The sequence below is a fragment of the Lentzea sokolovensis genome, from assembly GCF_033949975.1.
GTDB classification, from domain to species: Bacteria; Actinomycetota; Actinomycetes; order Mycobacteriales; family Pseudonocardiaceae; genus Lentzea; species Lentzea sokolovensis.
The window spans coordinates 246111-259593 of record NZ_JAXAVU010000011.1 but is presented as its reverse complement, the minus strand read 5'-3'; the positions used below and the strand labels follow the sequence as shown (position 1 = coordinate 259593).

Sequence of the window (13483 nt, the reverse complement as noted above, 5' to 3'; positions counted from 1 at the left end):
TTGTACCGAACCCCGTTCACACCAACGCAACGACCGTCCGAAAGGGGCAAACCGCAACGCCGGTAACATCGCCGGGGTGAACGATTCCCCCGCCCGCCTCCCTCTGCGCACCGCAGCCGCCGTGAAGCTGGGCAACCTGAGCTCCACGCTGTCGCAGAAGATGGGCCTCGGCGCCGGCGGCATGATCGGCGGCCGGGTTGCGCTGAAGCTCGACCCGCAGGCCCTCAACCGCCTCACCCAGGGCCGCAACGTCGCCGTCGTGACGGGCACCAACGGCAAGACGACCAGCACGATGATGCTGGCGAGGGCCGTGGGCGCGCTGGGCGAGGTCGCCACGAACCACAGCGGCGCCAACATGCCCGACGGTCACGTCACGGCGCTCTCGAAGCAGCCGGACGCGCCGTACGCGGTGCTGGAGTGCGACGAGGGCTACTTCCCCGCCGTCGCGGGCGCCAGCAACCCGTCCGTCGCGGTGATCCTGAACCTCTCGCGCGACCAGCTCGACCGCGTCGGCGAGGTCCGCACGATCGAACGCTCGCTGCGCGACACCGTCGCCAAGCTCCAGAACTGCACGATCGTCGCGAACTGCGACGACGTGATGGTGACGAGCGCGGCCTGGAACGCCTCCAAGGTCATCTGGGTCGCCACCGGCACCGGCTGGCACCACGACTCGGCGAGCTGCCCGCGCTGCGGCAACCCGATCCGCTGGCAGGGCGAGCACTGGCACTGCACGGGCTGCGACCTCGCCCGCCCGCACCCGAACTGGATCACCGCCGACGAGGCGATGATCACGCCGGAGCACCAGAAGCTCGAACTGCGCCTCACGCTGCCGGGCAAGTTCAACCAGGCCAACGCCGTCATGGCGGCCGCGGCGGCCCACGCGATGGGCGTGCCCGCGGACGAGGCGGTCCGCCGGTTGCGCGGCGTCTCGAACGTGAGCGGCCGCTACCGCACGATCCACCGCAACGGCCGCAGCGCGCGCCTGTTGCTCAGCAAGAACCCGGCGGGCTGGAGCGAGACCCTCACGGTCGTCAAGGAGGCCAACCACCCGGCCGTCCTGGTGATCAACGCCAACGAGGCCGACGGCCGCGATCTTTCGTGGCTCTGGGACGTCCCGTTCGAGCGCCTGCAGGGCCGCACGGTCATCGCGTCCGGCGAGCGCGCGACCGATCTCGCCGTCCGCCTGACCTACGCCGAGGTCCAGCACACGATCGTGCCCGACCCGCTGAAGGCCATCGACCAGATGCCACAGGGGGCGGTCGAGGTCATCGCCAACTACACCGCGTTCCGCGACTTGAATGCCAGGGCTGCCGCTGATGAGTGAGTCGACAATCCAGATCGCGCTCGTGCTGCCGGATCTCCTCGGCACGTACGGCGACTTCGGCAACGCCGTGGTCCTCGAAAAGCGCATGACGTGGCGCGGCATCAAAGCCGAGATCGTGCCGATCAACTACGGCCAGCCGGTGCCGGACTCGTGCGACATCTACGTCGTCGGCGGAGGTGAGGACACCGCGCAGACGCTGGCGGTGAAGCACCTGCGCGAGCACCCCGGCCTGCAGCGCGCCGTCACGAAGAACGCCGTGGTGCTGGGCGTCTGCGCCGGCATCCAGATCTTCGGCGAGAGCTTCACGCGTGCCGACAACATCACCCACCCCGGCATGGGCCTGATCGACTCGACCTCGCACGCCGGCGGCAGCCGCGCCATCGGCGAAGTCCTCGCCGAGCCGGCGAACGGCCTGTTCGAGGGCGTGCTGACCGGGTTCGAGAACCACCAGGGCCGCACCGTGCTCGGCCCGGCCGCCCGGCCGCTCGCGCACGTCAAGGTCGGCACCGGCAACGACGGCAGCGTCGAGGGCGCCGTTCAGGGCCGGATCCTGTGCACCTACCTGCACGGCCCGGTGCTGCCGCGCAACCCGCAGCTCGCCGACCTGCTGATCGAGTGGGCGACGGGCACGAAGCCCGCGCCACTGGACCTCCCGGCCGTGTCCGCTATGCGGGCCGAGCGGGTGAAGGCTGCTTCTTAAGGCGGTCTGAGACGCCTGGCCAGATCACGGCCATCACGTAGTCGGTTGCGAGCGCAGGTCCCACCGTGGGCCTGCGCTCCATCCACACCGCGAGGCGTTCCGTCGCGCCGACGACGATCTCGGCGAACGCCTCCGCCTCCAGCGGGTCGATCTCCGGCGTGAACGACGCCAGCACGGCTCCGATCATGTCCGTCTGCTGCTGACGGATGCCTTCCACCTCTTCCTGCGCCGACGGCACCGCCACGGCCGCCTCCTGCCGCAGCAAAGCCCACGACCTGCGGTGCTCGTCGATGAACTCGAAGAACGCGAGCAGCCCCAGCCGGAGGAACTCCTCCGGGCTTTCAGCGCCCGCGATCGCGGCCGCCGTCTTCTCCCGCAGCTCCGTGCGCGCCCGGTGGATGCAGCCGATGAGCAGGCCTTCCTTCGAGCCGAAGTACTCGTAGAGCATCGGCTTCGAGACGCCCACGCGTTCGGCGATCTCGTCCATCGAGGTGGCGAGATATCCCTGCTCGGCGAAGATCTCCTCAGCGACGGTGAGCATCTGGGCCATGCGCTGGGCCTTGGGCATTCGGCGCCGAGGGGCTGTCACAAGAATGGAGTCTACCGCTCGTAACTTACTCGGGGTAACCTACTGCGAAGTAGCTACCGCGAGCGGAGGGACTTCCCCATGCACCGAGAGACGAAAGTGCTCGTCATCGGCACCGGCTTCTCCGGCCTCGGCATGGCCATCGAGCTGAAGCGCCGCGGCGAGCACGACTTCGTGGTGCTGGAGAAGGCCGCCGACCTCGGTGGTACCTGGCGCGACAACTCCTACCCCGGCTGCGCGTGTGACGTGCCGTCGCACATGTACTCGTTCTCGTTCGAGATGAACCCCAGGTGGTCGCGGATGTTCGCCCAGCAGGGCGAGATCTTCGGCTACCTGCAGCGCGTCGCCGACAAGTACCGGTTGCGGCCGCACATCCGCTTCAACACCAAGGTCTCCGGCGCGCAGTGGGACGACGAGGCCAAGCGCTGGAACGTCACGACCGAACAGGGTGACACCTACACCGCCCAGGCCCTGGTCGCGGGCGTCGGCGCGTTGCACATCCCGAACGTCCCCGAGCTGCCCGGCATCGAGAACTTCAGCGGCAAGACGTTCCACAGCGCGCAGTGGGACCACGACTACGACCTGACCGGAAAACGCGTCGCCGTCATCGGCACGGGCGCGTCCGCGATCCAGTTCGTGCCGAAGATCGCCAAGCAGGTCGGTTCGATGAAGATCTTCCAGCGCACGCCGCCGTGGATCATGCCCAAGGCCGACCGCGAGATCAACGGCTGGGAGCAGAAGCTGTTCCGCGCCTTGCCCTTCACACAACGGCTCTACCGCGACTTCGTGTACTGGACCCGTGAGTCTTCAGCACTGGGCTTCGCGGTCAACCCGAAGATCATGCAGTTCGCGCAGGGAATCGCGTTGCGGCACATGAAGAAGCAGGTGCCGGACCCCAAGCTGCGGCGGAAGCTGAAGCCCGACTACACCATGGGCTGCAAGCGCGTCCTGATCTCCAACGACTTCTACCCGGCACTGGGCAACCCGAACGTCGACCTGGTGACGGACAAGGTCTCCGAGGTGCGCGAGAACTCCATCGTGGACAGTGCGGGCGTCGAGCACGAGGTCGACGTCATCATCTACGGCACCGGGTTCCACGTCGTCGACTCGTTCGACTACCTGGACATCCAGGGCAAGGGCGGCGTCGATCTCGCGAAGCAGTGGCGCGAGAAGGGGATCGAGACCTACTTCGGCATCACGGTCTCGGGCTTCCCGAACCTGTTCTTCCTGCTGGGCCCCAACACCGGACTCGGGCACAACTCGGTCGTGTTCATGATCGAGTCCCAGATCCGGTACATCTCGCAGTGCCTCCAGCTCCTCGAAAAACACCGCGCAGCGGAGCTGGACGTGCGACTGGAGGCCCAGCAGGAGTTCAACACGGAGATCCAGCAGAAGCTCGCCAAGGGCGTGTGGACCCAGGGCGGGTGCAAGAGCTGGTACCTCGACGCGCAGGGCGTGAACCGCACCGTGTGGCCGGGATTCACCTGGCGGTACTGGATGCGGACCAAGCGCGTGCGCGCCGAGGACTACGTCCTCACGACGGCTGCACGATGACCTTCAGGGCGGTCCGCTCGTCCATCGCCTGGTAGCCCAGGGCGACGTCGTCGAGCGAGACCGTCCGGTCGAACACGGGGCCGGGGTCGATGCGGCCGGCGAGCACGTCGGCCAGCAGCTCCGGCAGGTAGGCCCGCACGGGCGCGACGCCGCCGCCGATGGCGATGTTGCGCCCGAACAACTTGCCCAGCGGCAGGCCCTTCATCTCGTGCGGCACGCCGACGTACCCGATCCGGCCGCCGTCGCGCACGATGCCCATCGCGGTCTCCCACGACTGCTCGGTGCCGACGCACTCCAGCACGGCCGACGCGCCGAGGCCGCCGGTCATCTCCTTGATGCGCTCGATCGCGGCGTCACCGCGTTCGGCGACCTGGTCCGTGGCGCCGAAGAGCGACGCGATCTTCGCCCGGTCCTCGTGGCGGCCCATCGCGATGATCCGCTCGGCGCCGAGCCGCTTGGCCGCGAGCACGCCGCACAGGCCCACCGCGCCGTCACCGACGACCGCGACCGTGCTGCCGGGGGCGACGCCCGCGCCGATGGCCGCGTGGTGACCGGTGCCCATGACGTCGGACAGGCTCAGGAACGCGGGCAGCAGCGACGCCGGCGCGTCCGCGGGGACCCTGACCAGCGTGCCGTCGGCCTGCGGCACGCGCACGGCCTCGCCCTGGCCGCCGTCGCTGCCCTTGCTGCCCCAGAACCCGCCGGCGCGGCACGACGTCTGCAGTCCGGCCTGGCAGTACGCGCACGTGCCGTCGCTCCACACGAACGGCGCGATGACGCGGTCGCCGACCTGGACGCTCTTCACGTCCGCGCCGACCTCCTCGACGATGCCGAGGAACTCGTGCCCGATCCGCTGCCCGTCCTCGCGCTTGGCCACGCCGCGGTACGCCCACAGGTCGCTGCCGCAGATGCACGCGAGCTCGACCCGGACGACGACGTCGGTGGCCTCCTTGATCGCCGCGTCCGGCACCTCCTCGACGCGGATGTCACGAGTGCCGTAGATCGTCGTAGCCCGCACCTGGAGCCCTCCTCTTGTCTCGTTGCTCAACCGTTACATGGTCCTCCTAACCGGCCGTTCCCGCCGAATCGAGACGCTGTGGAATTGGTTACGCATGCTTAGGATCGGTGCCGTGCCGATCAACGAACGTCTCGTGCGAGCTCGTGGTGTCCGATATGCGACCGCTTCCCGGTTCGCCGCGCCCGAGCCGTACAAGTGGGACGGTGTGATCGACGCCGGCGAGCGCGGACCTGCCTGCCCACAGCCTCCGTCCGCACTGGCCGCGCTGGTCGGCAGCTCCGTCGACGGCCTGACGTTCGACGAGCACTGCCAGGTGCTGTCCGTCACCGCGCCCGCCGACGCGTCCGGTCTGCCCGTGATGGTCTGGTTCCACGGCGGCGCCTACGTGACGGGCAGTGGCGAGTCGACGAAGTACGACGCCGGTCTGCTGGCCTCCGAAGGCGTTGTGGTGGTCAGCGTCAGCTATCGCCTCGGCGTTTTCGGTTATCTCCAGGACAACCTGGGCCTGCTCGACCAGCTCACCGCGTTGCGCTGGGTGCGGGACAACATCGCCGCGTTCGGTGGGGATCCGGCGAACGTGACGGCCTTCGGGCAGTCCGCGGGCGCCGACTCGGTGTACGCGCTGATGCTCACCGACACGGAGAACCTGTTCCACCGGGCGATCCTGCAGAGCGCGCCGCTGGGCACCCGCAGCCCCGAACGCGCCGAGATGACGGCCGCGCTGCGTGCGTCGATCTCCGTCGACACCACGACCTCCGCGGACGACGTGCTGGTGGCCCAGATCGCCGCCGTCGCCGAGATGGGACCGCGGTTCGCCCCGTCCGGCGGGATGCCGTTCGCTCCGGTTCTCGACGAGATCGACCTCGCCGCGGCGGCGTCCCGCGTGGAACTGCTCGTCGGGCACACGGCCGACGACGGCAGCCCGTACGTGCCGACCCGTGAGCACTGGGAAGCGGTGACCGAACTGATCTTCGCTCTGCCGGCCCGTGAACTGGCGCAGGACTGGACGGCCGCGGGTGGGCAGGCCGCGACCTACAACTTCAGGTGGGCGCCCGCCGATGCCCCCATGGGCTCGTGTCACTGCATGGAACTGCCGTTCCTGTTCGACCCGGACGGCTGGATCGGCGCGGGCATGCTGGCCGGGCAGGAGCCGGACGCCGAGCTGGCGAAGACCATCCGGAGCACGTGGGCGGGATTCGCGCGAAACGGGATGGACGCGCTGCCGTCCCGCTCGCTTGAATTCGGCGGATGACCGACCGCGAGCGTTTGCGCACCACGTTCGGAGAGGACGCGGCTCGCTACCACCGAGCACGTCCCACCTATCCCCCGCAGCTGTTCGAACGCCTGAACGGCCCGCGAATCCTGGAGATCGCCCCCGGCACGGGCCAGGCCACGCTGCCGCTGACCGCGCTGGGTGACGTGACGGCGGTCGAGCTGAGCGCTGACCTGGCCGCCGTCGCCCGTTCCCACGCGCCCGACGCCCACGTGGTCGTGGCGGACTTCGACGACTGGCCGTTGCCCGCCACGCCCTTCGACCTCGTGGTGTGCGCGACGGCGTTCCACTGGCTCGATCCGCACACCCGCATGGGCCGGTGTGCCGACGCGTTGCGTCCCGGCGGCGTGCTGGCCGTGATCTCCACGCACCACATCGCGGGAGGGACCGAGCAGTTCTTCGTGGACGTCCAGGGGTGCTACGAACGCTGGGATCCCTCGACGCCACCGAACCTGCGGCTCGCCCCGGCCTCGGCCGTCCCTTGCGAGTTCGACGAGAGCGCGCTCTTCGACGAGCCCGAGTTCCACCGGTACGAGTGGGAGCAGGCCTACGACACCGAGGCGTACGTGGACCTGCTCCTCACGTATTCGAACCACATCGCGCTGCCTTCACGCGATCAGTTGATCGCGGACATCACGTCGTTGATCGACACTCGGTACGGCGGCCGGGTCGTGAAGCGGTACATGACCCAGCTGGCCACGGCTACGCGCAGGTGATGCGCGGCGAGGCCCAGTCGCCGTGGTCGGAGTTGATGCCGTCACCGGCGTCGGTCAGCACCAGCCGCAGGTTCTCGGCATCGGTGAGCGACGCGGTGAGCCTCTTCGCCGCGTCGGTGCCCGTGAGCTTGCCGGAGTCGGCGACCTTCACCTCGTCCGCGAAGACCTGGAAGATCACCGATCCCTTGCCCGCGGCCACCTCGTCGTCGACCCCGACGTCCACGGACAGCGCGGAACACTTGCGGCCCAGGTAGAAGTCGATCGTCCCGGCCGCGTGCGCACCGAAGCCCTTCTGATGCACGACTCCGTTGATCGTGATCGTCCTGCCGTCACCGGCGGCCTGGTTGCCGACGGACCTGTCGATCTCGACGGGACCCCAGCCGTTGGCCGAGGACGACGCCTCGAACGCGGACAGGTCGGTGGTGCCGGCCGGCGGGGTCGGCCGCGGGCCGCTCTTCGAGACGCGGTAGATCACCGTGGCGAGCGAGGGAACCGAGGCCGAGATCGTGCCTGTCGTGGTGCGCGTCGACTTCGTCCAGAGGTCCTTGAGCACCGCCGGTCCGGACATGCCGATCTCCGACAGCGAGGTCGAGATCGTCTGCGTGGAGCCGGACTTGTTGAACAACGCCACGGCCTTGTCGCCGTTCGCGAGCGGCTTCACGATCACGTCGACACCGGACTTGCCGGTGGTGCGGATCCGCTTGCCCTGCACGCCGAGCTTGTCCTGGTCGACCGCGATGACGTCCTTGTTCTCCAGGATCGTGAACGTGTCGGCGGAGACCTTGCGCAGGTCCGAGCCGATCAGCAGCGGTGCGGCCATGATCGCCCACAGCGAGAAGTGGCTGCGGTACTGCACGGCGCTCATCTTGCCGTTGCCGACTTCGAGCATGTCCGGGTCGTTCCAGTGCCCAGGGCCGGCGTAGGAGTCCAGCACGACGTTCTTCTCGTAGATGTCCATCGTGCGCGGCCAGGTGTCGTTGATGTCGCCGGTGGTGCGCCAGAGGTGTCCGGTGTCGGAGGCCCACTCCCACGGCTTGTTCTGGCCCCACTCACAGAGGCTGAACACGATCGGACGGCCGGTCTTCTTCAGCGCGTCCCGCATCTTGCGGTAGCGCTGCTTCGCGTCGACGCCCTGGTTGTTGCAGTTGTCGTACTTCAGGTAGTCGACACCCCAGCTCGCGAACTGCTGCGCGTCGGACTCCTCGTGGTCGAGGCCGCCGGGGAAGCCGTTGTCCTTGTTGCAGGTCTTGGTGCCCGCGCTCGTGTAGATGCCGAACTTCAGCCCCTTGGAGTGCACGTAGTCTGCGACGGCCTTGATGCCGTTGGGGAACCGCGTCCTGTTCGGCACGAGCTTGCCGGCGGAGTCGCGGGTCTTCTCGGCCCAGCAGTCGTCGATGTTGACGTACTCGTAGCCCGCGTCCTTCAGGCCTTTGCTCACGAAGATGTCGGCGATGCCCTTGACCATCGCCTCGTTGAACTCGGTGCGGCAGGCGGTGGTGTTCCAGTTGTTGAAGCCCATCGGCGGGGTCAGGGCGAGGCCGTCCGGCAACGCCTGCGCGGCGGGGACGACGAGGACCGCACTGACCATTGTGGACAGCACGGCCAAGGCGATGGTGCGCATGGGGCTTTCCTCTCCGAGCATCACGCGGGAAGACCCCAGGGCTTGCCGGGGGTCGTGATGGCGACCGGCCGGACGGCCAGGTCGGGGCGGCGGCCCCTGGGGTGCACCAGGACTTCCTGTCCGCGGCGCAACGGGATCTCCAGCGTCCCGTCGCCGCGGTCGCGATGACCGACCGGCGCCACCACGGACACCGGGCCGTCGATGCCGTGCCGCAGCACCAGCGGTTCGCCCGCGCGGCTGCGGACCAGCACGAACTCGGTCCTGCCTCCGGAGCGCCGGGCCGTCACCGAGAACCCGCCCTCCGCCGAGTGATCGGCGATCATGACGTCGGGCCACGCGGACGGCACGGCGGGGAACACCCGGACGATCCCGCCCCAGCTCTGGCACACGAAGTCGTGGATCGTCTGCGCGCCGGACAGCGGTGTCTCCACGACCGGGCCGGCCTCGGTGTACATGGTGTTCTCGAGCACCGGGTAGCGCTTGGTGGTGTCGAACATCTTCACGAAGTACGCATAGGCCTCGTCGCCGCGGAACATGCGCGCGGCGATCGAGCCGGACCCGGAGTAGCTGTAGCCGCGGTGCGCCGGTTCCAGCGACATCCAATGGCGCAACGACTTCTCGATCAGCTCACGGTTCTCCTGCTGCTCCCAGTTCACCGTCATCAGCGGGAACGTCGCGAGCAGGTGCGAGAAGTGCCGGTGCGACACGGCGAACGGCACCCCGGCTCCGATCATGAACCCGTTGGCGTCGACCGGGTACGGGGTCAGGTCGCGCAGGACCTCACGCCACCTCGGCTCCAGCGGGTCGTCGATCTTGAGCTTGGCCGCCGAGTCGATCAACGTCTGGCAACCCCAGCGGATCAGCTGCAGGTCGTAGTTGCAGTCGGGCGCGTCGCCGTATTCGGGCGAGGTGGTGACGTCGAGGTGGAGCCTGCCGTCGCTCCCCTTCTTCAGGAAGTGGAGGTAGTAGTTGATCGACCGGCGCAGCAGCGGGAACACGACGTCGGACAGGATCCGGGCGTCCATGCTATGTCGGTACGACAGCCAGACGTTGTGCAACGCCCACGTCAGGTTGCCGAGCTCCTTCACACCGGTGCCGCCCGCGCCCGGTTCGTACAGCGTGCCGGCGTTCGACGTCGTGCGGTCCGTGCTGCGGCCGACGGCCGCCGAGTCGTGCCGGTACGGCTCCTTGACGTTGCGGACGAGCTGCTCCTGGCTGTCCTTCAACGTGCTGGCGATCGAGTCCAGTTCCAGGTGGTTCGAGCCGTGGATCAGCCAGTACTCCAGCTGCACGTTGAGGTTCCACCAGGCCGCCGCCCACGGCGTCTTCTCCAGCCACGGGCCGGTCGTCGCCATCACCGGGCTCCCGGCGCGCGAACCGGACGCGACCTTGTAGAGCTGGATCCAGTAGAACGACTGCAGCCGCTGATCGCCGAACGACAGGAAGCTCTTGCGGTAGAAGTCGCTCCACCACTTGCGGTGCGACGTCGTCAGCCGCCCGCCGGGCACCGCGGCCTCGCGCACGGCCTTCAAAACGATCTTGTCGGCGGCGGCTTCGGGGTAGGTGTGCGCGACCGACAGCAGCAACCGTTGCGTGCGGCCGTGGGTGATCAACCGGAAAGCGGTTGCCGTCTGCCCGCCCGCGTTCAGCGCCTGCGTCACCAGCGTCTCGCGGCCGTCCGCCGCCGTCACGGGGCCGGGGTTGCGGACGTACCCCTCGGGCAGCGGGTCGAAGTCCGCGCGAGGCGGAATCGCCTGGGCGGGAACGAACTCCAGCACCGGCTTCTCGGCGCCGGTCGCGGTGACGTTCAGCGAGAACACCGAGCGTTCGGAGTGGACGTAGGCGGCGAACGTGAGCACGCCGAGCGACGTGGTCACGGTTCCACGCAGCTCCGCGTTCCACAGGTCCAGGCGCCAGTCGACGGCCGTGACGGTCCCGGCCGCCGTCATCTTCAGGTTTCCGACAGGAAGCCGGCAGACCCCGAACTGGCTGCCGCCGCTCGTGCGGTGATCCTGCACGTCGGCGTGCTGCACGGTGAACCTGACGACGTTCTCTTCGGCGTAGACGACGCTGCCGAGGCGCCCGTCACCGAGGAACGGAGCCTGCCCGTACCGGGTCGGAGGTTTTTTCCACACGAGATCCTGCGCCCCGACGAAAGTTTCCCAGTCGCGTTTCGACATGCCGTCGCAGCCGGAAACATCCGATGGCCCGGTCTCTTTCCCGGTCGCCACCCCCGACTGACCGAGCAACACCGCCGCCGTGGTTCCCCCGAGGAAACCCCGTCTTCCCAAGACCATTGCCCACTCCTCGCCCGCGCATGACGACTGCTCACGTTCAGCTGCGCGGCGAGGCAGCGTGGTTCAGACAACTCGAAAGGTAGGAGTTCTGGGGCACATCGCGCAAGACCCAACCAACCGCAACACGATGCAACAACCGGGTGCTGCTCACCCTGCTACATGGGTAAGACGCCTAGGATGTGCCGCCAAAGGGGCGGGGAGGACACGCATGAGCCGTGCCCTGTACGAGGAGGTGGCCATGGCCGTGTCGACAACGGCGTTCAACGAGGGCAGGGTCCCCCAGCGGGGGCGTCCTCGCGATGCCAGCAGGGACGACGCTTTACGTCAGGCAGCGCTCGAGGTGATGGCCGAGGTCGGGTACCGGGCCCTCACCATGGACGCCGTGGCGGCCCGTGCGAGAGCGGGCAAGGCAACGATCTACCGGCGGTGGGAGTCGAAGCTCGATCTCGTGATCGACACGTGCACCCAGCTCGCCACGCAGAACCTCGCGGCACCGGACACCGGCTCCTTGGCCGGAGACCTCCGCGAGTTCCTCTCGTCGTTCGCCGCGTTCCTCTCGGGACCGATCGGCAAGGCCGCTCAGGCGCTCGTGGGCGAACTTCCGCACGAGCCGGAGCTGGCGGCGGCGTTCCGGGAGACGTTCCTGATCTCCCAGCGCGACGTGCTGCGCGGAATCCTGGACCGGGCCGCCGAACGGGGCGAGCTCAAGGCCGACGCCCCGCGCGGCATGGCGGTCGAGATCGCGGGCGCCGCCCTGATCTACCGGCTGATGCTGACCGGGGACCCGCTCGACGAGCCGTTCGTGGAGAAGGTCGTCGAGCAGGTGCTCCTGCCGTTGGTGCGGGTTTCCTAGCGGAAGAGCTTGCGGACCAGCGCGAAGCCGACCACGACGCCGACCGCGATCAACGTGTACTTGACCTTGGGCTGGCTCAGCACGTCGAGCACGGACGACTTGCCCTGCTCGACGAGCTTCTGCGGGTTGGCGCGCTCGCTGAGCTCGTCCAGGGTGGCGGCCAGCGCGGTGCGAGCCTGCTCGATCTCGCGCTGAATGGTCTCGGGATCGCGAGCCACATGTCCTCCTAGCAGCGGTTCTGCCCGCAACCGTAGTGGACGGTCGGTGGCGCGGCTTCGCGCGACCCGCGAGAGCGAGTCCATGCAAGGCGGATAGGCTTCCAACCGAGGGGTCGTAGCCCAATTGGCAGAGGCACTGGGTTTAGGTCCCAGCCAGTGGGGGTTCGAGTCCCCCCGACCTCACTGATCAGTGCTTTCTAGTGGTTCGCCGCAGGGGCTGGCCCGCGGCGAACCACCTTCAAACTAGCCGCTGAAGCACCGGGTACATCACCAGCGAACTGCTCCGCGAGCCGTTCCCTGCCGTAGAGCCGGACCGACTCCAGCTGCTCGAACCGGCCGGCCGCGGTGAACGTGAGCAGCGACTTGGCCACGAGCGCCGACAGCACCACCAGCACCCGGTCCGAGGGCAGGTCGCAGGCCTGCACCGCGACGTCGAGCCCGAACCCGCGAGGGCCCTGCGAGATGCACCGGAACACGTGCTGCTCGTCGGCGCTCAGGTGGTCGTAGCTCCATCCGATCGCGGCGCGCAGGCTCTGGTGACGTTCGGCGGCGGTGCGGTTGCCCCGGTTGAGCAGTTCCAGGCGGTCGTCCAGCCGCGCCAGAAGCTCCTTGACGGGCAACACGGTCACCAGGCGTGCCGCGAGTTCGATCGCCAGCGGGAGGCGGTCCAGGCGCGCGCACAGAGCGGCCAGCACGTCCCTGTCACCGAGTCTCAGACCCACCTGGTTCGCGCTGGCGCGGTCGATGAACAGCTCCACCGCGTTCGTGATCGACAACGGCGGCACCGCGACCAGCACCTCGCCCGGCACCCGCAGCGGTTCCCGGCTGGTCGCGATGACCGTGAGACCGGGGCAGCCCAGCAGCAACGGCTCCAGCAGAGCCGCGCACTCCGCCGCGACGTGCTCGCAGTTGTCCAACACCAGCAGCGTCTTGCGGTCAGCCAGCGCGCGCACCAGCGTGCTCAGGACGGGCTCTCCGATCGGCTCGCCCAGCGCCGCCGCGCACGCCCGTGCCACGTCCGTCGCCGAGGCGAGCTCGACCAGCGTCGCCCGGCTTCCGACGAACTCCTTGATCAGCCTGGTCTTCCCGACCCCGGCCGCTCCGACGAGCGTGAGCATGCGCGTGTCGGTGAGCCCGGTGAGACGGAGCAGTTCGGCGTCGCGGCCGATGAAACTGTCCAGTGCCATCACGGGTTCGTTGACGCGCTGCCGGTAGGCCCGTTGCCGACAGGCGTTCGAGCAGTACCGAGCGTGTCTGCGCCGGGAGGTGGCGGTCGCGGTGCCGCAGATCGCACACGTCCCCACCTGGTCAGCCATCGAAGTC

The 13483-nt window shown here is 68.6% G+C and carries 12 protein-coding genes and 1 tRNA gene; 7 read left to right on the top strand and 6 right to left on the bottom strand.

Features of this window, described 5'->3' with window-relative positions; genetic code table 11:
* Nucleotides 1-76 precede the first annotated feature (76 nt).
* Nucleotides 77-1324, top strand: coding sequence for a MurT ligase domain-containing protein (locus SK854_RS28115; RefSeq protein ID WP_319978108.1), 1248 nt, complete (start codon nucleotides 77-79; stop codon nucleotides 1322-1324).
* A complete protein-coding gene (locus SK854_RS28110) occupies nucleotides 1317-2024 on the top strand; it encodes a type 1 glutamine amidotransferase (RefSeq protein ID WP_319978107.1) in 708 nt (235 codons plus the stop codon). The genes SK854_RS28115 and SK854_RS28110 overlap by 8 nt, the downstream gene beginning before the upstream one ends.
* On the opposite strand, the gene SK854_RS28105 is transcribed toward SK854_RS28110, so the two are convergent.
* The gene (locus SK854_RS28105; RefSeq protein ID WP_319978206.1) at nucleotides 1990-2574 is read right to left on the bottom strand and encodes a TetR/AcrR family transcriptional regulator; all 585 of its coding nucleotides are present in this window, start codon (nucleotides 2572-2574) and stop codon (nucleotides 1990-1992) included. The two genes, SK854_RS28110 and SK854_RS28105, sit on opposite strands and share 35 nt — an antisense overlap.
* A gap of 117 nt (nucleotides 2575-2691) precedes the next feature.
* On the opposite strand from SK854_RS28105, the gene SK854_RS28100 reads away from it, so the two are divergent.
* On the top strand, nucleotides 2692-4164 hold the full coding sequence (locus tag SK854_RS28100) for a flavin-containing monooxygenase (protein WP_319978106.1): 1473 nt from the start codon (nucleotides 2692-2694) through the stop codon (nucleotides 4162-4164).
* Here SK854_RS28100 and SK854_RS28095 read toward each other — a convergent pair.
* Nucleotides 4145-5182 (bottom strand): zinc-dependent alcohol dehydrogenase family protein, encoded by a 1038-nt coding sequence (locus SK854_RS28095; RefSeq protein ID WP_319978205.1) that lies wholly within the window; start codon nucleotides 5180-5182, stop codon nucleotides 4145-4147. The genes SK854_RS28100 and SK854_RS28095 overlap by 20 nt on opposite strands.
* A gap of 112 nt (nucleotides 5183-5294) precedes the next feature.
* On the opposite strand from SK854_RS28095, the gene SK854_RS28090 reads away from it, so the two are divergent.
* A complete protein-coding gene (locus SK854_RS28090; protein WP_319978105.1) occupies nucleotides 5295-6434 on the top strand; it encodes a carboxylesterase family protein in 1140 nt (379 codons plus the stop codon).
* Nucleotides 6431-7171, top strand: a complete 741-nt coding sequence (locus SK854_RS28085) for a class I SAM-dependent methyltransferase (protein ID WP_319978104.1) — start codon at nucleotides 6431-6433, stop codon at nucleotides 7169-7171. The genes SK854_RS28090 and SK854_RS28085 overlap by 4 nt, the downstream gene beginning before the upstream one ends.
* On the opposite strand, the gene SK854_RS28080 is transcribed toward SK854_RS28085, so the two are convergent.
* Together SK854_RS28080 and SK854_RS28075 are read right to left on the bottom strand one after the other, a co-directional pair.
* Nucleotides 7158-8792, bottom strand: a complete 1635-nt coding sequence (locus SK854_RS28080) for an NPCBM/NEW2 domain-containing protein (protein ID WP_319978103.1) — start codon at nucleotides 8790-8792, stop codon at nucleotides 7158-7160. The two genes, SK854_RS28085 and SK854_RS28080, sit on opposite strands and share 14 nt — an antisense overlap.
* A gap of 20 nt (nucleotides 8793-8812) precedes the next feature.
* Nucleotides 8813-11089: a glycosyl hydrolase family 95 catalytic domain-containing protein gene (locus SK854_RS28075; RefSeq protein WP_319978102.1), complete on the bottom strand. Its 2277-nt coding sequence runs from the start codon at nucleotides 11087-11089 to the stop codon at nucleotides 8813-8815.
* 208 nt (nucleotides 11090-11297) lie between these two features.
* On the opposite strand from SK854_RS28075, the gene SK854_RS28070 reads away from it, so the two are divergent.
* On the top strand, nucleotides 11298-11942 hold the full coding sequence (locus SK854_RS28070) for a TetR/AcrR family transcriptional regulator (protein ID WP_245822135.1): 645 nt from the start codon (nucleotides 11298-11300) through the stop codon (nucleotides 11940-11942).
* Here the strand turns inward: SK854_RS28070 and SK854_RS28065 are convergent.
* The gene (locus SK854_RS28065) at nucleotides 11939-12160 is read right to left on the bottom strand and encodes a DUF3618 domain-containing protein (RefSeq protein ID WP_093598761.1); all 222 of its coding nucleotides are present in this window, start codon (nucleotides 12158-12160) and stop codon (nucleotides 11939-11941) included. The genes SK854_RS28070 and SK854_RS28065 overlap by 4 nt on opposite strands.
* Before the next feature lie 109 nt (nucleotides 12161-12269).
* Between SK854_RS28065 and SK854_RS28060 the strand changes: the two genes are divergently transcribed.
* Nucleotides 12270-12343 (top strand) — tRNA-Leu (locus tag SK854_RS28060).
* Between the two features lie 14 nt (nucleotides 12344-12357).
* Here the strand turns inward: SK854_RS28060 and SK854_RS28055 are convergent.
* On the bottom strand, nucleotides 12358-13476 hold the full coding sequence (locus tag SK854_RS28055) for an ATP-binding protein (protein WP_319978101.1): 1119 nt from the start codon (nucleotides 13474-13476) through the stop codon (nucleotides 12358-12360).
* Nucleotides 13477-13483 lie beyond the last annotated feature (7 nt).